This is a genomic window from Zunongwangia sp., from assembly GCF_048269745.1.
Lineage (GTDB): Bacteria > Bacteroidota > Bacteroidia > Flavobacteriales > Flavobacteriaceae > Zunongwangia.
Genome location: NZ_JBLXIB010000013.1, coordinates 19960 through 42514, shown reverse-complemented (window position 1 = coordinate 42514; position 22555 = coordinate 19960). Strand labels below are relative to the sequence as shown.

Sequence of the window (22555 nt, the reverse complement as noted above, 5' to 3'; positions counted from 1 at the left end):
AAGCGTATTTCTATGATTACGTAACTAGTTGTAAACCTGATCCCAGGAAGGTGGATCAACGTTCAACAAATGTTTTACAAAAAAATCTCTTCGTTTACGTTCCCCAAATTCACCTCCTGAAGTATGGTTTTCTCCCGGTAAAACTACTAAATCAAAATCCTTTTTTGCTTTTATAAGTGCATCTGCAAATTGCATGGTCGATGCCGGGTCTACATTATCATCTAATTCCCCTACGATCAACATTAAATTTCCTTTTAATTGGGCGGCATTTTCAATATTGGAATTTGCCACATAATGGGGACCAATTGGATAGCCCATCCATTGCTCGTTCCACCAGATTTTATCCATTCGGTTATCATGGCAACCACAGGAAGCTACAGCTACATCATAAAAATCTGAATTAAAAACCAAAGCAGCACCGGCACTCTGCCCACCGGCAGAAGTACCACGAATACCTACTTTATCGGTGTTCATATAAGGATATTTTTCAGCCGCTGCCGTAATCCATAATTTACGATCGGGGAAACCAGCATCTTTTAAATTTTGCCAGCATACATCATGAAAAGCTTTAGATCGGTTAGACGTTCCCATTCCGTCGATTTGCACCACGATAAATCCAAGTTCTGCCAAAGAACTCAGTGCCCAGTAATAACTACTGAAATCCTTTGGAACAAACGAATCATGCGGCCCGGCATAAATATATTCAATAATAGGATAGGATTTTGAAGGATCAAAGTTGGTAGGGCGTACAATGATCCCCCAAATATCTGTTTCGTCATCTCTACCCTTTGCGGTAAATACTTCAGGTTGTTTCCACCCTGTTTTTTCTAATTCAGTAATATCTGCTTCTTCTAAAGTTAAGATTGGCTTTTTCTTGCCTGCTTTCTTTAATACTGTAACCGCCGGCATATCTACACGAGAATATTGATCTACATAATATGCTTTATCTGGAGAAAAGGTGACTTTATGATTTCCGTTTTCAGAAGTAAAACGAGTAAAATTCTTTCCGTCAAAATCTATACGGCAATAATGCATTAAATACGGATCCTGATCTTTATCCAACCCACTTGCAGTAAAGTAAATTGTTCTATTCTTATCATCAACTTCTAATACGTTTCTTACAGGCCAGTTTCCAGAAGTAATCTGGTTTTTAACTTTCCCGGTATTGCTATCATAAAGATAAAGATGATTATATCCATCACGCTCTGATGCCCAGATAATCTCGTCTTTCCCTTTCACGTCATGACGGTATTTTTTACCGCTATAATCTATAAAAGTTGGGCTTGTTTCATCAATTATTGCTGTGGCTTTTCCAGTTTCACCATCTACTTTTATAACCCGGTATGCCTGATGTCCACGCTGATTAAACTCGAAAGTAAACGAAGAACTATCATCTTTCCACTGGTAATTGTATAATGAAAATTGAGTATTAAAAAGAGCTGTCGCTATTGGAATATGTTTTTTGGAAGAAACATGGAAAAGTTGCGGACTTTTAAAATCTAATTCGTCCCCGGGTTTCGTATAGTCCCTGGTGTGTAATTTTGGTTGCAGCTGATCTTTTGGGCTAGATTCTACAAAATAGATATCATGCTTTTCGCCTGGTCTAACTTTATAAGCTATAATTTTTTCGCTATCTGGTGACCAGATAATATTGGCGGAATAAAAGAATCCTTTGGTACCGTCGAAACTTAATTGTGTTTCATTATTGGTTTTATTGTCTTTTATATAAAGATTAGAATTCTTTATAAACGCGGTATATTTTTTATCTGGAGATGGCACAGGATCGCCTTCCCTTTCATTTCCTCTTCTCCCCCAGTATCCTCTCTTCAAGTCTCTACGCGGAACGTTTCCAATCTCGCTAAGTTCATAGCCAGAAAGGTCTAGATTATATTTTATGGTATCTAACTGAAATTCTAAATTCGATTTATTTTCATCAAATTTTAAATTAGAAATATCGATTTTGGAATATTCGATTTCCTTATCTAATTTTTCTGAAAGTGCTAAAGCTAATTTTTGATGATCAAAAGCTGTTTTTTTCTCCTGTGTTTCAACATGTACAAAAACATATTCGCTACCAGTTTTTGTGTTATTTTTATACCAAAACTCCTTATCATTTAACCAGTTAAAGCTATTTGGCGTATTAAAAACTTTATTTCTGAAAAGAGTATCCAGGGATTCTGCTCTTTTATAATCTTCTACTGTCCCCTGAGCGAATAGACTGCTAAAACACAGGAGATTAAAAAGAACTAAAAATTTTTGTTTCATATAGCAAATTTTTCAGAATAAATTTACTTTATCTTCTGCTGAATCTGCTAAAATATATTAGCTTATAGTTATACTATATTAACTAGAGTTTTATTTTTTTAAAGCTTATATGTCTTTATTATATGTAATACGTAATATTTTAAGATTTAACTTAACACTAAATTTATAGAGATTTAGCCCTAAAATCGCTCCAAATCAAATGGTTCTAATAAAACTGAAGGGTGATTGCCTTCTACAATTTCTGAAATCAATTTTCCGGTAATCGGTCCAAGACTCCATCCCATCATCGCATGACCAGCAGCGACGTTAAGATTTTTGAATTTTGAAGATCTTCCGATAAATGGCAATCCGTCAGGGGATACCGGTCGCAATCCACTAGTAGCTGATTGTTTTTCTTCAGGTGTTAAGGTAAAACCTGAATAATAATTTGAAGCTGCATTGGCTATGGCTTCGACCCTACTGGGTAAAATAGTATTATTATCGCCCGATAATTCCATGGTCCCGGCAAATCTTGTAAAGCCTTTCATTGGGGTAACTGCTACTTTTGCTTCAGTAAGTATAGCCGGTAAATTAATATTGGTTTCCCTGGTAATGCTCATACTATAACCTTTACCAGGTTGAATAGGAATATTAAGACCCAATTTTTTAGCTAAAGGAAAAGTCCAACTTCCCGCTGCCATAATAAATTCGTCTGCCTCGATGCTGTTTTTAACGGTATTGATCGCTTTTATGGTCTTGCCATCTACTTCTAAACCGGTAACCGCTTCCTCTAAAACAAATCGAACACCATTATTTTCTAACCATTGTTTCAGGTTTTTCATAAAAAGGTTTGGTGTACTATGGGCATCACATTCATAATGTACACCACCAATTACATCCTCACTAAACTGGGGCTCTAAATCATGCAACGCTTTTTTATCTAAAACACTAACATCCAAGCCTAATTCTTTTCCTTTTTCGGCAAGTTTAGCTTCATGTGCTTCATTTTTAGCACTTTTATAAACCATAAGAAGACCTTTACGCTCTATATGAAAATCAAAATCTAAAGATTCTAACATTTCCTCGTAAAGTTCTTTACTTTTCTCATTTAATTCCTTAAGTACGGGAATTGCTTTGACTACTTTTTGTTTGGTTGAAGATTTTTTGAAATACCAGGACCACTTAAAAAAATCTACATCCCAACGTGGTTTAATATAAAACGGACTAGAATTATTGAACATCCATTTAATTCCCTGATTTATCATTCCCGGTTCTGCAATGGGTACAAAATGACTAGGAGTCACATAACCTGCGTTAATAAAAGAAGCACCATCTGTAATATTACCTTTATCTACTATGGTAACATCGTGGCCAGCTTTTACCAAATAATAAGCCGAGCATAAACCAGTAATTCCTCCGCCAATAATTGCAACTTTCTTCATAATCTATATTTTAAAGTACCTGAAATCCGTGAGCGTAAGGATCGTCATCATCGATGACGATATTATTATAACCGGTAACCATTGCCCAACCTTCTATACTAGGAATAATGGCTTTCTTATCACCTAATACTGTTTCCTCTTCTATTCTACCAATAAATTTACTACCGATAATACTTTCGTGTACAAAACGATCACCTTTTTTAAGCTTTCCTTTGGCATACCAGTGCGCCATTCGTGCTGAAGTTCCTGTACCACAAGGAGACCGATCTATAGCCTTATCACCATAAAAAACAGCATTACGGGCTGTAGAGGTTTCATCCATCACAGCACCTGTCCATTGGATATGACTTAAGCCAAAAATTGTTGGATCTTCCGGATGAATAAATTCGTGAGCTTGGTTTAATTTACTTCTTAATTCCCTGCTCCAAGTAATTAATTCACTAGCCTGGTAATGTTCTAAACCTTTAAAGTTTTCCTGAACTTCTACAATAGCATAAAAATTACCACCGTAAGCAACATCAACTTTTAAATCACCAAGAACATCGCTATGTACACTGATATCTTCTTTTGCTAAATACGATTTGATATTTACGATTTTAACCGACTTTACTTTCTTTCCTTCCTGAATATAACTCACTTTTACGAGCCCTGCAGGAGTTTCCAGCCTAAGCGCTCCCGGATTTTTAGGAGAAACCAAACCTTCTTCGATAGCAACCGTTACGGTACCAATCGTTCCATGCCCGCACATGGGCAGGCATCCGCTGGTTTCTATAAAAAGGATTCCGCAATCATTTTGGGGATCTGAAGGCGGAAACAAAATGCTTCCGCTCATCATATCATGACCGCGTGGTTCAAACATTAAACCACGACGAATCCAATCGTATTCCCGCATAAAATTCTGACGCTTTTCACTCATGTTCTTTCCTTCGATAAATGGGCCGCCACCAGCAACCACTCTTACCGGATTCCCACAAGTATGGGCATCAACACAAAAAAAAGTTTTTCTTGCCATTAAAATCTATAAGCTATCTGTTGTGTATTTATTATTGATATTACGTAAAATGCCTAAAGGATTTTCATCTTTTAGAGCCTGCGGGAGCAATGCCTGTGGCCAGTCCTGAAAAGAAACCGGGCGTACCCATCGTTGTACCGCTGTTAATCCTACTGAAGTAAATTTAGCATTAGAAGTTGCCGGGAATGGACCTCCATGGGTCATTGCTGCACAAACCTCTACACCTGTTGGTACACTGTTGTAAATAATTCTACCTACAGTATCAGTTAAGGTGTCGATAATCGTTGCAAATTCACTTAATTCTTTTTCTTCGGAGTTTAATACAGTACCGGTTAATTGTCCTTCTAATTGCTGAAGCACTTCACCTAACTCGGTTTTATCTTTACATTTTACCACTACTGAAAATGGACCGAATACTTCTTTATGGAAGTTTTTATTCTGAAGGAAGTTGGCACCAGAAACTGTGATTACCTGCTGTCTACCAAAGTTTGGTGAAACTTCACCTTCATACTTGCTAATTTCAGTATAACCCTCTTGTGCTAAAACTTCAGATTTAGAAGCTTCATATTGATTTTGAATACCAGGACTTAACATTACAGTAGGAACAAGATTCAATAAATTCTTACCTAATTTTTCAACAAAACTATCTAAAGCAGCACTCTCGATTCCCAAAATTAACCCTGGATTTGTACAAAATTGTCCGCATCCAGCAGTGATCGAACCAGCATATTGCTCGGCCCAAAAATCACCTTTTTCTTCTAGTGCTGAAGGTAAAGCCAAAACAGGATTTATACTTCCCATTTCTGCGTAAACCGGAATAGGCTCTGGGCGATCTGCAGCTAATTTAGTAAGTGAAGTTCCTGCTTTATAACTTCCGGTAAATCCAACCGCTTTTATTTTTGGATGTTTTACTAGCCACTCGCCTACTTCAATTCCTTTACTGTTTAGGTTAGAGAAAACACCATCTGGCATTCCTGTTTTCTTAGCTGCTTTTATAATTGCTTCAGAAACCAATTCTCCTGTACCAGCATGTAAAGGATGAGATTTGACTACAACCGGAGAACCTGTTGCTAATGCGCTTGCAGTATCTCCACCAGCCGTAGAAAATGCAAATGGGAAGTTACTAGCCCCAAAAACCGAAACGGGTCCAAAAGGCACCTGCATTCTTCTAATATCAGATTTTCCTTCAGGATTACTAATAATGGCTTCTACCCAGCTACCTTCTTTAAGCATCGCAGCAAAAGCTCGTAACTGACTGGTGGTACGCGAAAATTCACCATTAGAACGCCCTTCTGGCAAACCGGATTCTACTCTGTAAATTTGTTTTAAAGCTTCAGCATTTGCTTCAAGTTCTTCAGCAATTGCTTCTAAAAATCCAGCTTTTTCAGCATCAGATTTTTGTTTGTACACTTTAAAAGCGGCTGCCGCTTTTTCTACAGCAGCATCAACCTCTTGAGCAGTAGCTTCGTAAAAAACAGCATCAGTTTCTTTGTTTTCTTTTGGATCAAAAGTTTTAAAGGTAATTTCACCTTTATTGGAAAGCTCCTCACCTATATAATTTTTTCCTGTAATCATGCTTTCTTTTTTTCTTGATTTATAAAGATTTGTATTCTACTAATTCAGGTCTCTCAGCCATAGCAGCATCAATGATTCCTTGTACTCTTTTCTTTTCTTCTCCCTCTAAAACTAATCTTGGCGCTCTTACATATTCGGTTCCCAAACCAGTGGCCACTTCCGCTAATTTTATGTTTTGTACTAATTGCGGAGAAATATCCAGTTCCAGTAATGGCATAAACCATCTGTAGATCCTAAGCGCTTCTGCTATATCACCAGATTTTACAAGTTTATAAATTGCTACGGTTTCTGCAGGATAAGCAGCTACAAGACCGGCTACCCAACCATCTGCACCAGCAACCATACTTTCTAATGCAAGTGTATCTACACCACATAAAATTTTAATACGATCACCAAATTTGTTTTTTAAACGAGTAACATTACTAATATCACGAGTAGACTCTTTTACCGCCTCAATTGTTGGACAATCTGCTAGAAGTTCTTCAAACATTGGGATCGTCACTTCAATTTTATAATCTACAGGATTGTTATAGATCATAATCGGTAAAGAAGTACTTTTAGCAATCTCTTTAAAGTACACTACAGTTTCACGACCTGTAGCTTTGTAACGCATTGGTGGTAACAACATTAATCCTTGTGCTCCCCAAGCTTCAGCATTTTTAGCTACTTGGATAGCTTCTTTAGTAGACTGTTCAGCAATATTAATAATTACCGGCACTTGTCCTGCTGTAATTTCTAAAGTTTTCTTTACAAGCGTTTCCTTTTCTGCCGGTGTAAGGGTACTAGCTTCACCCAAAGTTCCTCCTAAGATGATTCCGTTTACACCTGCTTCCAGTTGTGCGTTAATATTCTTTTCAAAGGTTACTAAATCCAGTTCATCATCCTTAGTGAATTTAGTGGTTACTGCGGGCATTACCCCTTCCCATTTTATTGCCATCTGTTTAATTTTTTAACAAAAATATATGCATTTAATTGCTTTCAATTTGTATTGATTAACTAAATATGATACTATATTATCATATAAATTGACTAATCCAGTTTTTTTTAATAATATTTACAAAAAATCAAACCTAATGAAAGTTCTCCCCTTTAAAATCCCTAAGCCAGAGAAAGAAGCGTTGGTTTACCAGGAAGATCATGAAATTGTATTTTATGATAAACTTCATCAACACGAAGAGATTCAAATTAGTTATATCATAGAAGGTAGCGGATCTCTAATTTTAGGGGATAGCATTAATGAATATCAGCCCCATGATATTCTTATTATTGGAGAAAACATTCCTCATGTTTTTAGAAGTGATGCCGAAGCTCATCCAAATTCTATAATGTACACTCTGTTTTTTACAAAAAAATCGTTCGGAAAGGAATTTTTTAACCTTACGGACCTTAGTGGAATTCAGAAATTTTTTGAGGAATCTGAATACGGAATAAAAATTAAAGCTGATGAAAAGAAATTTCACCTTTTTAATAATTTGAAACGACAAAGTAAAATTGAGAGAGTTGCCACTTTATTATTGCTGTTAAATGAACTTACACATGCTGAAAGACAGCCGTTATCCTCTTTTGTTTATCAGAAAAAATATACTGAAGACGAAGGAAAACGGATGAATGATGTTTTTCAATATGCCATGGATCACTTTCAAGAGAATATTTCTTTAGACAATATCGCGGATATTGCTTTTATGAGTAAAAATGCCTTTTGTCGATATTTTAAAAAACGAACCAACAAAACTTTTTTTCAGTTTTTAATCGAAATAAGGATAGAACATGCCTGCAAATTACTCTATAAAGATCATGACTTATCAATTTCAGCGATCTCTGAACTCTGCGGATTTCAGAATATCGCTAATTTTAACCGAAAATTTAAAGAATTAAAAGGAATTACTCCCACACAATATCGACAGCAAACCGATTAATTAATGTAGAATCTAATTTTTGAAAATTATCGTTTGAGGAAAAGATGAAAATTGAGGATGACGGCATCTTTTTATCATTCATTAAGGATATTTGATTTAGTAGTACCACAGTAAATAAATCAAAAAGCAGGGAATATTTAAAACATTCCCTGCTTTCAAAACTAAATTCAAATTTACCTTCGCCATTCATTCACACCATCTCTAATACGGTTTCTCCATACAAGATTAGAATTAACTATGGTGTAAAAATCGTTGAACTGGTAATCAATTCTATAATTTAACGTAAATGTAGAGGTCTCTTGATCATACATGTTTTCTTCTCCATCTATCATAGTAATGCCAGATATTGCCGATTGCTCTTCGGCACTTGGCACAGGTTTTCCCCAGGTTCTCCATTCTAAAATTCCCTGGGAAGCGGTAGCTACAAAATGCATTCTCAAACGATTTGTAGTCACTGAAAGTTCGGTATCATTAAACATATTTGCATTTACACCTACTTCATTTTCTACTCTTACCCAAACCTCATTTTCTATATCCCAATATTCTAAATAGGCATCGTACGGTATTAAAATACCACCGTTATCGGTCCACCAGTAAATTTGTGATAAAGTAAAATTATACACATTATCTCCATAATCATATTCTACCCAGTTCCAAACGTCATCATTTGGCCAGTTCCCATAAGCTCCATCCCCTTTATCTGTACTGCTTGAAGGAGTATAATCATCTTTAATTGCATTCAAATTTTCCCATGTCGATACATAAGAAGTAGAAAGGGCAACGCCTTCATCTGTTACCGCCACATTTTGTGGTGCATTATCTGCATTAGGATTTGGATAATATTCTAGTATAACATTATCATTATCTGTTGGATTCACATTCATCATAAAATCACTTCCTCTAAAGATCATCCCGTCTGTTCTAAATAAATCGTTCTTTAGAGTAGTAGCGTTTATTACGTTTTCGATCTCTCCAGAATTCAATTCATTGCCATCTAAATCGTAAGTGGTATAAGTGGCATTTTGATTGTAATATCCTTGATATTTATTCATATAACTTAAAACCAAAACTTTTGTACTTTGTGTAGATAAAATAGAATCTGCATTGGTTTCAGTTAATTTAAAAGGTATTGCATAATGCCTATCTGTAGCTAATGGATCGTTTAAAAACTTCGTGGAATCTAAAGCGATATTCACACTACCTATAATATCTCCAGAGGCAATTACAAATTCATTTGTATTACTTAAGTTGTAATAATCTGAAGGTAAAAGTTCATAATCTGTCCCGCTAAGTAACGAAGGATCGATATCATAACTTACATAGCGTTCCTCATTATTTTCTATCACTCCTGCAAGATACACCCCGAAATCCAGGTTTAAGCCTTCGTCTTTTACTACGGTTCTCCACATCGTATCTGGATCACCAGAACCTCCATCTGCAGTAGTAAAAGCTACTGTTGTATGCGAATAATCTACACGGTAATCATCATAGCATGCTGTAAGAATAGACGCAACAAATATTAATATTAGTAATCTTTTCATAGTATTATTGAACATTTTAATTCCAACCATCATTTTGCGATAAATTATCCATTATAAGTACCTGCTCGAAAGGAAGTGGAACATATCTCATATATTCCTGATACTGGTGCTGCTCTACATCTATGTAGATATAGCTATACTCACCATCTCCTGCCGGAGTTATTCTGACTCCTTCGATCGTATGATCTAACTCGTCATTCCATCTTCTGGTATCCCAAAATCTAAAACCTTCAAAAGAAAGTTCGATTCTTCTTTCGTTATGAATAAAATCTCTAAAAGCATCTGTTCCAGCCATAGATTGCTGCGTCAAGTATTCGTCCTGAAATCCTTCAACCTCAGCATCAGAATCTATCCCGGCTCTTCTTCTAATAATTTCCATTACCTGCGCGGCAGAATAACCTAAAGAAGCATCATCTGGTCCAAGAGCTTCATTAGCGGCTTCTGCAAAATTTAAATAAAGTTCTGTTCGACTTAGATACACTTTAAATTTCTCGTCTGTAGTAGCATCTCCGGGAGTTAAACGTACATTCATACTCAATTGCTTTTTCATATAATATCCAGTACGCGTTCCCTGCTGATTTAAACCTCCAGGAGCATCCTGCCCACCAACAAAAGTTTCTATAATATTACCATTATAATCATCTCCATTATAGAAAATGAATCGCTCGAATCTTGGATCCCTATTTTCGTAAGGAGCATCTTCAGCGTATAAATCACTATCTTCTATTGGATAACCATCTGCTGCTGGAAAAGCATCTACAAGATTCTGAGAAGGATTTATATTACCATCACCATATAAAGATGGTGGATAATAGGTGTTTTCAAGATCGTTATTTATGTAAGTAGGCTGAATCCAAATATTCTCAAAGTTATCTGCATCATTAAAATTACCAAATGGAGAAAGATCTGTTAAACCTCCAGAGGCATCGATTGCTTCTACAGCAGCATTAGCCGCTCTTAACCAAAGATCACTAGTAGAAGGTCCATAAGCAGGGCTGGCTGCATTAAGATATACTCTTGCCTTTAGAGCCATCGCTCCTAAACCAGAACCTCTACCACGATTGGCAAGACCTGAGAAAGTTTCACTACCATTATTATACATTAATGGTAATCTGGCTATAGCCGAATCACAATCTTTTGTGATTTGAGCGACTACTTCTTCATAAGTATTTCTCGGTAGATCTAAAGTTTCTTCTTCCTCTAGCGAAGTAGTTATAATAGGAATACCCGTTACCTGTCCATCTACCTCTCCTGCATACTGCTTTAAAAGTTCTGCATGATACCAGGCTCTTAAAAAATAAGCTTCACCTATACGTTGACTATTTTCGATATCATTTTGAACAGGATCTGAAACCGAGTAAATAAGATCCTCAGCATGCTCCAAAAATATATTGATATACTTTATATTAATATAATTAGCTGTCCAATTACCAATTGTATTGTTTTCTACCGTCCAGTTACCAAGTGCTATGGCATTTTGTCCGGGTGTTGCAGGGACCGCATTATCGGTATAGGTATCCATATAGATCTCCATATTCGAATTTAAGCCGGTATAAGCTCTAGTAAGCAAACCTTCACCGTAATTGGCGTGACTCCAAAGATCTTCGTCAGATTGATCTTGTATTGGATACGGCTCTACATAATCACATGATATCATTGCTGATATAATGCCCGTAAATAGAAGTATTTTATAAATTTTCATCATATTAAAATTTTGTACTTAAACCAAAGGTTACTGTTCTACTAATAGGATACATAGAGATCCCTGAACTAAGACTTTCTGGATTTAATCCATATTGGCTATGTATTTTCGAAAATGAAGCCAGATTACGACCTCTTAGGAATACTTTAAGCTTCTGCATATTGAGTTTTCTGGAAATACTATTTGGGAATGTATATCCTAATTGAACATTTCTAAGATTTAAATACGCCCCATCTTCTAACCAAAATGAAGATGTTTGATAATTATTCTGAGATACTGTGGTTAATCTTGGCATATTATTAGTCATTGGCCAACGATCTAGCATGGCTTCAGAATAGTTAATATTGGTTGATCTATTCTGAAAATAGCTACCATTCAACATCACCTCTCCATTTGCTCTGCCATTTGCCAGAACAAAAAGGTCAAAACCTTTATAATCTAAAGAGATATTGATACCGTAAGCAATTCTAGGTTCATGGCCTACAGCATGAATATCCTGCTCTGTAATTACGCCATCATTATTATAATCTTCGTACATAATATCTCCAGGAGCTAAAGTTCCCCAGCTTTGAGTAACTCCTCTGGAATCAATTTCAGATTGAGACTGATATAAACCTAAAGCCTTATATCCAAAAATGACATCCTCACCTTTACCTGCACGCTTTCTATATTCGGCCAATGCAGCAGGCTCGTCTACCACTATGTTCTCACTTCTTAAATACATAGCATTCACACCAAGTGAAACCTTAAAATCTCCAAATTGATCGTTATATTGAATCATTCCATCTACACCGTAGCGACGAAACTCCTCGAAATTCTGAATTGGTAAAAATCCGCCTGTTCCATAAATTGAAGGTGTGAAATTGCTCATTGGTGATAAAATATCCACATCTTTTTGATCGAAATAATTAGCCTCTAAAGCAATCTTTCTATCAAAAAATTCAGATTTAAAGCCTATGTTGAAATACTGTCGTTCTGGTAAAGAGAAACCTGTGCTTCCATATTGAAGCACTTCGTAAACATTATCTGCTCCACTGCGTTGTCCTTCAATACCACTACTCCAGGAACCATCATTTTTCCATAGTGTTTTATATAAATAATACTGGTTGTAAGTTCCGTCAAAATTGAATTTATTCACCCCCATTATTCCGTAAGAAGCATACAGTTTTAAATAATCTACAACATCGCTATTTTTTAAGAACGATTCTTCAGATACATTCCATGCAGCACCTACGGTTGGATAAAAATTAAATCGTTCCCCTTCCTTTAATCTCATATTACCTGTATAAGAGGCATCAAACTGTAATGCATATTTACCGTCATAAAGATAATTAGCCCTAAAACCTATATCCTGTATTTTATCAGGTTGATAGTTTATATAAATTACACGGCCTTCCTGTAAAGACTGATAGTAAGAAAGATCTAAATCAAGATCGTGTTCATCTTTTTCATATTTATAGCTAAGATTCGCCATAGCACTAAGACGACGATCATAAGAATTGTTGCCACTATACATATTGGATTGTACTTCTTGCTCCACTACTCTTTCCAACTCATTATCTGTACCTGTAACTCTTCTATAAAGTGCTGCAGTTCCACCAAGGTTATTTACTAAAACATTATTAGCATCTAAAGCTGCACTTGCATAAAACTCTAAGCCTTTAGCTACACTTTCAAGATCTATTAATAGCGAAACCAGGTTTTGTGTGTTTAACTCTGTAGACTCGCCATAACCACCATAAACCAATTCGTTGGTTAAGTTCACAGGAAAGTTATCACTAACGATTAACTTATCTTCGTACCAAATTGGCGTTGCATTAGATGGATAAGAAGATAGAAGACTAAACATATTATAACGACCAGACCCATCTCCCTCGTTCGCATATTCTGCTCTTCCGTAAGTACCAGAAAGGTTAACATTCATTCGCATAAAATCGGTTAATTTTATGTCTACATTTCCTCTAATTTTGTATCTATCATAAATGGTTTCCTGACCAATTTCTTCATATCCCCCAGAACCAACATAATTGAGATTAGAGAAATAAGTCACTTTTTCTGATCCCCCCTGAAAATCTACATTAGCACGAGTAAAACGAGTGAAGTCCTTAACGTATTGATCGTAATAATCGACATTAGGATATCTAAGTGTATTATTTCCTGTTTGATAAGCATCTAAAGCTTCCTCAGAATATAATGGATCTAAACCATCATTTGTCAAAGCTTCGTTATACAAAGATGCATAGTTATAAGAATCTAAATAATTAGGTAAATTTGCTGCTTGGCTATATCCTGTCTCTGCAGTAATATTTATTTCATTTTTATTTTCCTGTCCCTTTACGGTGGTAATCCAAACGATAGGACTTGCTCCGCTGGTTCCAAGTGTTGCTCTACCTGAGAAATCCTTGATCACCTCTACTTTATCTATCTCAAAAACTGATAAGTCTTTTGGGTTTCTTTGGATCCCATCGATATAATAAACAGCATCTTCTCCTCGCACATTTCCTGCAACCCACTCAACTCCCGGAGTGTAATCATATTGACTCATTCTTAACCCGGGAAGACGACCTTCTAAAGCCTCTAAAAACTGAATAGAGGGGAACGTTCTTAACTCCTCACCCGTAATGGTATTAATTGCAGAAACATTTTTAGAGGGTTCAAGATCTAAATATGGAATTTTCAGATCGTTAGTTCCATATAGATACGGAGCTTCTTCTAAAATAATAGGAGTATCAAGATCTGCAGAAACAAACATACTTTGGCTTTGATAACCCTTTTTTACTACGCTTAAAAAATCGGCTTCTTCTCCAGAAATTTCTACCGTAAACTCTCCATTCTCGCCAGTTTCAACTACATTTTTTGCTGAAATTGTAATGACCTTAGCATGTGCTACAGGCTCATTATCTTTATCTACTACCTGTCCTGAGACAGTACTGTATTGGGTATCAGTCTGTGAATATGTATTATGGCAAAATACGATACCAAGACTAAAAATAAATAGTAGGAATATTGTATTATTTTTCATTCTTTATTTTTTAACTGATAGTGTTATCAATTGTATTGTATACTATTTTACCAACCAGGATTTTGATTAAACTCTGGGAATATAGTAGCATCATCCAATGGTATTGGCCATCTGTAATGCTTATCTCCAAAGGTTAGAGTGAAAACTGGTTCTGATGTTCTATTTATACTATAACCTGTTGGCTTTGATGGATCTTCGCTAAATTCTACACCATAAATCGCTCTATGCTCCAGATCACTTGCATCTCTCCATCTTTTAAGATCAAAATATCGCTTACCTTCAAGATAAAGTTCTACTGCTCTTTCATTTTTAATACGCTCTCTAAAAGTATCTTTATCACTTAAAAATTGAGAAGCAACACCTGGCATATTAACGCGGGCTCTTACACGATCAACTGCTTCTACCGCTGTTAGATTTGCTCCGGGAAGACTGTAATTTGGTCCACCAATCTCATTGGCTGCCTCAGCATATTGCAATAATATATCAGCAAATCTAAAATAGATCACGTGCGTATTTGGTGCAGTAGCTCCGGACCATTGATCGATATTTCTAGCCCAGAACTTTCTGGCTAAATAACCTGTAAAAGAGTAATGTGGTTGTCCTGTTCTTTCTTCGCCACCTTCAAAAAGTTCCATATAATTACCGGTTTGGGAAGTCCATCGTTCCTGATTAAAAATAATCGAGTGATAAAATCTTGGATCTCTACCAACATATGGGTTTTGAGGATCGTAATTTGGATCGTCTGAAATTGGTAGACCATTTGCGGTCTCGAACATATCCACAATATTAGCACTAGGGCTAAATCCCTGGATTACTCCGCCAGGCGCCAGGCTGGGAACACTAAATACATTCCAGGTATCGGTATAACGGCTTACGTTATAATTCTCCCAGATGATTTCTGAATTTGTTGGTTGATACATAAAAATGCTATCAAATCCACTGGCAAATTGAATGCTTTTTTCTCCTTCTGGAGTTAAGTATTTCACTTCGTCCATTCCGTTTGAAGGAACTAAAGAATACCTACCGGCATCGGCAACTTCAATTAAATCCCAGGAAGCTTCAGCTGCTGCTTTCCATCTAGAAACATCATTTCCAGCATTATTATTTGGACTGGCATCAAAAAGTAAGGTGGAAGCTTTAAGCGCCATCGCCGCTCCTTGTGTGGGTCTACCAAGATTCGCTTCATCCCAACGTGTTGGTAATAATGTTGCTGCAGTATCAAGATCAGCAACGATATTCATGGCGGTTTCATGATAAGAGTCACGAGGCAGAGAAAAATTATCTGAAGCATTAAAACTTCTGGTGATATATGGCATTCCGCCCTGTCTCTTTAAGAATTCGTAATAATACCATGCACGCATAAAATGTGCCTGCCCTTTAAGTTGATCGATCTGAGATTGGGATGCATTATCTAACATATCTAAGTTCTCCAAAGAAATATTTAGAATTCGAATACTGGACCAGGCTCCCCAAACTCCGTCTGCATTAAACTGTAATGCCTGTGCTGTATTGTAAGCCCTTAAGTAATCTCCATTCTGAATAACCGGAAGGGTTTCCCAATCTGAGCTCATATAACCTTCATCTGAAACTGCAGCTATATACGAGTAATCACCAGGAGACAAATAATGTAGAAGATCCTGATACATGCGATCCTGAAAACTTCTAAAATTGTTATAATCGGTAAATACTTCATCTTTCTGCATACCTGCAGAATCCTGTACTCTGTCCAAATAGTCTTCACAACTTGTGAAAATTGGTAGAGTTATAAGAAAAAATAATAGTCTTTTCATAATCAATATTTTTAGAATTCAATAGATAGATCAAAAGAATACCTTTTCATCTGCGGGTAGGCACCAAAATCAGCCCCGAAGTTGAATCCTTCAGGATCACCTCCCCAACCTCTACGTGACCAGGTTAACAGGTTGGTCCCTGTTAAACCAAAATTCACATTTTTTATACTTAATTTATCTAAGAAGTCTGATTTCAAAGTGTATCCCAGTCTTACATTTCTTAGCCTGATATATTGCCCGTCGATCATTGAAAACTGACTTATACGATAATTGTATTGATCGATCGCCACATTATGTACAGATGGAAATTCTGCATTTGGATTAGATGGCGTCCAGTGATTTCCATGTGCCGTAAAAGCATTATTTTTCCCTTCTGTAAATGGGTATAAAAAGAACATTCCTCCTTGACGCATTGGTTGCTGAGTTTTTCCAATACCATATAATTGAACATCCAAAGACCAGTTTTTGAAATTAGCTCCTACAGAGGCATTCCAGTTAAGCTCTGGCACAATTGGATATTTTGAAACAATTCTATCCTGCTGGTCTACAACTCCATCTCCATTAAAATCCATAAAAGCTAGATCTCCAACTATAGGACTGCCTCCAGAAGCTTTTGGATACATAAATAATTGATCGAAGTTTTGATAAAAACCATTATCCATAACTCCCGTTCCTGGTGTATACCAACCAAGTCTTCTTGCTATTTCTACCGGTTTTCCTTCTGCTTTTAAATGAAAAGGTCTGGAAGCTGGCTCATCATAATAAACAACTCTGTTTTCAGACCATGCAATATTTGCCGATCCATAAACTACCCAATTATCATTTATTGCTTTGTTAAAGCCTAGCTGCACCTCCATACCATGACTTTTTGTTTCACCAAGGTTTCCTGAAATTCCTGAAACCCCGATATAACTTGGTACAGATTGCCTGGTTTGAAGTACCCCTGTTCTTCTCTCATCAAATAGATCTACCGATAAGGTTACCGCACTATCAAAAAAACCCAGATCTACAGCTACATTGGATTTTGTCGCTTCTTCCCAAGTAGCATCGGTTACTGGTATATTACCTTCTTGAATAACTGGATACCTTTGAATTGGATTACCGAAACCGGCAGTATAAGTATCTGGATTCACATCGGTATATTCAGAAATATAAAGCCATCTAGCTATACCAACATCACTACCTACGACACCATAAGACCCCCTAAGTTTTACGAAATCCATGAATGAGCTAGCCTTAGAGTCTTTATAAAAACTTTCGTTAGAGATAGTCCATCCACCGGCAAATGCAGGGAAAGTACCAAAACGAAATCCCGGAGCAAATTTTTCTGAACCCGAATGAGTTATACTGGCTTCAAGAAAATAACGTTCATCATAATTGTAAGTCCCTCTACCTATCCAGTTTTCTTCGTAATGCGTAAAATCTGAAATTCCCCTGGACTCTCTTCTAGTAAATACACCTGTTAACCCAACATTGTGATTCCCAAAGTTTCTATTATAATTTAACTGTCCCTGGTAGAAATGAGATCTATAAGCATCAGAGATATTCTCTATCTCTGAAATATTTAATGGAGGCTGCGGTGTATCCAAATCTTCTGTTCCCCAGTTATCATATCGAGACCACTCCTGTGTATTTGGATCTAAGAAATACCCAAAGTATAATGGTAATCTATAGTATTTTCTATATTGCTGTAATGTATTATACGAATAAAGAATATTTGCAGATAAACCTTCAGTAATAAAATCCAATTTTTGGTTGAATTTTACATCCACATTCAATTCGTTTGATTTTAATCTTTGGAATCCCTGTCCACCCTGCCAGTTTAAACGAACTTCCCCCATATCTGGATTAATATAAGGACGTATTCCAGACTGGTTGTAAGGTATTAATCCATCTGGATAAGCATTTAAAGCATCGGCAGGATAAAAAGGTAAAGCAGTTACAGATTGATACCAGTTTTCCTGTGTATAATCGTCAATTGGCTTGTTCCAAACTTTTAAATTACCACCAAGATTTAAAGTTAACTGTGTAGATTCGGTTAACGTAAAATCTAAATTATTTCTAAAATTATACCGCTTGTGCCAGTAATGTGCATTTCTATCGTCATAATCATAAGGAAAAACATTACCTACATCAAAAACATCTCCTTCTTCTAAATATCCTACAGAAACAAAATATTTTACAAAATCTGTTCCTCCACGAGCATTTAGATTATAATTCTGGTCAAAACCAGGTTTAAAGTAATAATCCATCCAATCAAAATCTGGATATAAATACGGTAAATCCTGATCTCTATAATGCGCCAGTTCTTCGTCGCTAATTAAATTATTCCACATACCGTCGTTACGATAGGCTTCATTTCTTAATAGCATAGTTTGGTAGGCATTCATATACTCAGGTAATTCAGTTGGTGTCTTAATAGAAATCTGAGAATTGAAATTTAACTGAAGTGCTCCTGCAGCACCTCTCTTAGTATTTACGATTACAACTCCGTTAGCTCCTTTAACACCATACACCGCAGTCGCAGAAGCATCTTTTAAAATTGAAATCGATGCAATATCGTTAGGATCTATGTTCGAAATTGGTCGTTCGACCCCATCAACAATATAAAGTGGCCCATTAGATCCCATCGAAGAAGTACCTCTAATGACCATTGAAAGACCTCCTATGGCTTCTTCCCCAGGAGTAGGGTCCGTACTCACCACAGTTAAACCTGGTAAATTTCCTTGAAGTGAATTTTCTAAACTTCCTCCCATCTTTACCTTCTGCAAAGTTTCTCCAGATACCTGAGAAATTGCTCCTACGACAGATTCCTTTTTTTGTACCCCAAATCCAACAACTACAACCTCTTCTAAAGAACCAGAATCTTCTTCCATCTGGACATCTAAAAAAGATTGATCAGCAAGTTTTACCTTCTTTGTTTTTAGGCCAATAAAGGAAAAAATTAAAACATCCCCATTCTTCGCATCAATCGAGAATTCTCCTTCCCAATTAGTAGCGGTTCCAACATTTGTTTCATCAACCTGTACATTAACACCTGGTAATCCTAAACCATTGGCATCTTTTACAATACCTTTAATAGTTTTCTCATTTTGTGAGAACGCCAAAATTGGTATGAAAGCACAAATTAATAGTAGAAATTTTAAACGATTTTTCTTACTAAGAATAATTTTCATTTTAACAAAACTGTTTAATAATTAACCTTTATTTTTAAAATTAATTTTTTCACTATTTAACATTTTATATACATAAAAAAACAAAAAACATTTAAATAATATCAATAATCAATCATTTACAGTAACAATATTAAATATTACATCACTCTAACAGTAATAGTATATTAACATAATCTTATCATATATTACGCTAATTATTTAATAACAAATTAAATTTTCATTATAACTGATATTTAATATTTAGGCAGAAAAAAAACCGGTAATTACTACCGGTTTTTTTTTCTGCCTATTTTCATGGACTTTTATCTTTCATGAATCAATTTTAAGCTATAAAAAAGTTGATTAAACTGTAAGTTTCTCAGAAATTGTAATTTTCTGATAATACCTTTTAAATGTAAGAAATAAGAATTTCTTCCGGAAAATAGCATCTGTAACCTTTTGGAAACTTCAAACCCATTAGCTCTACTTCTTTATTTATACAAACAGGAAACCTCATTATTATAAGCATAAACTTTCATGCTATATTTCAGAAATTATAAAACTAATTCATTAAAAGAATCTATTATATTAAAGGATTTAACCGAAACTATTGCTTGTATTTCTTGAAAAATATTTTCATATTCGCATTTATACTCTTATCCAAAAATCTGCTTCACTATTTTTAATGATTATGGAGTATTTTATACGATTAATTGAATATGTTTGTTAGGTTAGATTACTTTTTATTGAGTATTGTATCAAAATAGTAGCGTAATTTTTTAATCATTGATTAGATTGAAATTTTTAACAAACCCTTCTTAAAAGGTCATTTTTCGATTTAAAAAAGGGTTTATTTATTTCTTGAAAGTACTACATTTATACAATTTTCCTTTTTACTTCAATCCGTTATGCTCCAAGAAATAATTGGTAATTAAGGTGTACAAGTGAATCGAAGTATTCTTCCCTTCATAAATACCATGAGATCGGTTGGGATAAGCCATCATATCAAATTGCTTATTATTTCGTATTAATTCATTTACTAAATACTCCATGTTCTGATAATGTACATTGTCATCGCCAGTACCATGGATTAGCAATAAGTTTCCTTCCAGATTTTTCGCATAGGTTACCGGCGAACCTTCGATAAACTTCTCTTTATCTTCACTGGGCAATCCCATATAACGCTCCTGGTAAATATTATCGTAGAATAACTGATTTGCAACACCGGCAACCGCAACACCTGTTTGGTACACATCAGGATATCTAAACAATAAATTTTGCGTCATGGAGCCTCCACCACTCCATCCCCAAACATTTACTCGGTCTCTATCTAAGAAATCATAAGTTGCCAATACTTTTTTTGCTGCTGCAGCCTGATCGTTCGTATTAATCACTCCCACCTTTTGATAAATACTTTTTCGCCAATCGCTACCTTTTAACGTTGGTGTTCCTCGATTATCTATACTTATCACCACAAATCCTTGCTGCGCCATAAATAATTCATATAATCCAACCCATTGATCGGTGGCAACAACGCCCCAGGGCTCACCATACACATGAAAAAGTACCGGGTATTTTTTCCTTGCATCAAAATTTAAAGGTTTGGTCATTCTGGCATCCATTTCAATTCCGTTATCAGCTTTTACTTTGAAAAAAGTCGTTTCCGGCAATGCTAAAGAAGTTAGTTTACTTTTTAATCGTTTATTATCTACTAACGTTTCTACTGATTTATGCTTTGGCAGGCTCACCAAACTAACTGTATTTGGTGTGCTCACATTAGTGAATTTATGAATGGCATATTTTCCGTTAGGCGAAACATCGTAGGTATTTACACCTTCGAATTGCTGCGGAGTTATTCTGGTTAACTTTCCGCTTCCATTTAAAGGCACACGGTACAAATAGCGCTGCGTGGCATTATCTGGTGAGGCTACGATATATAAATTTTTATCATCGGTTTGATAATAGGTCGCTACATCATAATCCCCTGGCGTTAATAGTGTTTTTTCGCCAGAAGCTAAATCAACTTTGTAAATATGGCGCCAACCATCATTTTCTGTCATTCGTAAAAATGCCTTTCCATTATCTACGATTAACTGATCATTATTCCCCCATTGATTAGACGAAATATCCGGATAACGCAAATCCACCCAAGTATCTTCAGTTTCTGTATAGACTTTTTTCAATTCTGCTGTTGAAGGCTTATAAGTGAAAATATTGAGTTGGTTTTGTTTCCTATTCATTTGCTGAATAAGCAGTAAATCTTCACTAAGCCATTGCATTGCCGGTAAATAATGCTGAACAGGATCACCTGGCATCGGAATCCATTTTACTTCGGAAGTTTTTGTATCTACAATTCCGACTTTTGCTGAAGAAGGATTGTATCCCGCTTTTGGATACTGAAGCGCTATGGGTTGTGAATATACCGAATCTGTATTATTAATCATGTAAAAAGTACCAATGTCTGAAGCATCCAATTGCCAGAATGCAATTTTGGAAGCATCGGGACTCCAAGTAAATCCATCTCGCATTCCAAACTCTTCTTCATACACCCAATCAAAAGTTCCATTGATAATGTCCCCGGTACCATCTTTGGTTAACTGAGTAATTTCTCCCGTTTTAAAACTTTCTTTATAAATATTGAAATCTTGCACATAGGCCACAAACTGATTATCTTCAGAAAATTTAGCAAACATCAACGATGAGGATGGAAAATCTTTTCCTAGTTGTTTTAATTCTTTAGTATCAAAATCATAAACCCAAAAATCACCTTTGGTATTGGAGCGCCAAACCCTACTGGAATTGGTAAAAATAAGCACCTTACTACCATCCGGCGATAACGAAAAATCCTCTATTGCCAGGTTTTTACCATTTACAGCAAGATGTTGAGCCGCCAAGTATATATTTGATTGATGATTTTTACTCTCGTAACGAATAAGCTCATCATTACCCGAATAATCTTTTTCGATACTTACAAAAGCATTACCATTTTCTATCCAGAAAATAGGACGTTGGTAATCGCTACTAAATTCTGAAGAAGAATAAATACGTTCTAAGCTTAAAAGTTCAGGGGCTTCTTGCGCAATTATTGAAGATGAAAAGAAAAACAGTATCGCTATTCTTAAAAGGGAATTTTTAGCCATTTTTATGATTCTAATT

12 protein-coding genes are annotated in these 22555 nt (G+C 35.8%); 1 reads left to right on the top strand and 11 read right to left on the bottom strand.

The window, feature by feature from the left end; all coding sequences use genetic code 11:
• Positions 1 to 24: 24 nt before the first annotated feature.
• The 5 genes from ACN0WI_RS13935 to ACN0WI_RS13915 form a co-directional block, all read right to left on the bottom strand.
• A complete protein-coding gene (locus ACN0WI_RS13935) occupies positions 25 to 2265 on the bottom strand; it encodes a DPP IV N-terminal domain-containing protein (RefSeq protein WP_417887601.1) in 2241 nt (746 codons plus the stop codon).
• Between the two features lie 179 nt (positions 2266 to 2444).
• Positions 2445 to 3686: an NAD(P)/FAD-dependent oxidoreductase gene (locus tag ACN0WI_RS13930; protein WP_417887600.1), complete on the bottom strand. Its 1242-nt coding sequence runs from the start codon at positions 3684 to 3686 to the stop codon at positions 2445 to 2447.
• A 10-nt stretch (positions 3687 to 3696) separates the two neighbouring features.
• A complete protein-coding gene (locus tag ACN0WI_RS13925; RefSeq protein WP_417887599.1) occupies positions 3697 to 4698 on the bottom strand; it encodes a 4-hydroxyproline epimerase in 1002 nt (333 codons plus the stop codon).
• A 6-nt stretch (positions 4699 to 4704) separates the two neighbouring features.
• Positions 4705 to 6273, bottom strand: coding sequence for an aldehyde dehydrogenase (NADP(+)) (locus ACN0WI_RS13920; RefSeq protein WP_417887597.1), 1569 nt, complete (start codon positions 6271 to 6273; stop codon positions 4705 to 4707).
• A 19-nt stretch (positions 6274 to 6292) separates the two neighbouring features.
• Positions 6293 to 7210, bottom strand: coding sequence for a dihydrodipicolinate synthase family protein (locus tag ACN0WI_RS13915; protein ID WP_417887596.1), 918 nt, complete (start codon positions 7208 to 7210; stop codon positions 6293 to 6295).
• A 136-nt stretch (positions 7211 to 7346) separates the two neighbouring features.
• Between ACN0WI_RS13915 and ACN0WI_RS13910 the strand changes: the two genes are divergently transcribed.
• A complete protein-coding gene (locus ACN0WI_RS13910) occupies positions 7347 to 8189 on the top strand; it encodes a helix-turn-helix domain-containing protein (protein ID WP_417887595.1) in 843 nt (280 codons plus the stop codon).
• A gap of 173 nt (positions 8190 to 8362) precedes the next feature.
• Here the strand turns inward: ACN0WI_RS13910 and ACN0WI_RS13905 are convergent, their stop codons facing one another.
• The 6 genes from ACN0WI_RS13905 to ACN0WI_RS13880 form a co-directional block, all read right to left on the bottom strand.
• Positions 8363 to 9730 (bottom strand): DUF1735 domain-containing protein, encoded by a 1368-nt coding sequence (locus ACN0WI_RS13905; RefSeq protein WP_417887594.1) that lies wholly within the window; start codon positions 9728 to 9730, stop codon positions 8363 to 8365.
• 16 nt (positions 9731 to 9746) lie between these two features.
• A complete protein-coding gene (locus ACN0WI_RS13900) occupies positions 9747 to 11435 on the bottom strand; it encodes a RagB/SusD family nutrient uptake outer membrane protein (protein WP_417887593.1) in 1689 nt (562 codons plus the stop codon).
• 1 nt (position 11436) lies between these two features.
• Entirely contained in the window at positions 11437 to 14454 is a 3018-nt protein-coding gene (locus tag ACN0WI_RS13895) for a SusC/RagA family TonB-linked outer membrane protein (RefSeq protein WP_417887592.1), read from the bottom strand.
• A 47-nt stretch (positions 14455 to 14501) separates the two neighbouring features.
• Entirely contained in the window at positions 14502 to 16244 is a 1743-nt protein-coding gene (locus ACN0WI_RS13890; protein ID WP_417887591.1) for a RagB/SusD family nutrient uptake outer membrane protein, read from the bottom strand.
• Between the two features lie 11 nt (positions 16245 to 16255).
• Positions 16256 to 19420, bottom strand: a complete 3165-nt coding sequence (locus ACN0WI_RS13885) for a SusC/RagA family TonB-linked outer membrane protein (protein ID WP_417887590.1) — start codon at positions 19418 to 19420, stop codon at positions 16256 to 16258.
• An 872-nt stretch (positions 19421 to 20292) separates the two neighbouring features.
• Entirely contained in the window at positions 20293 to 22539 is a 2247-nt protein-coding gene (locus tag ACN0WI_RS13880) for a DPP IV N-terminal domain-containing protein (protein WP_417887588.1), read from the bottom strand.
• Positions 22540 to 22555 lie beyond the last annotated feature (16 nt).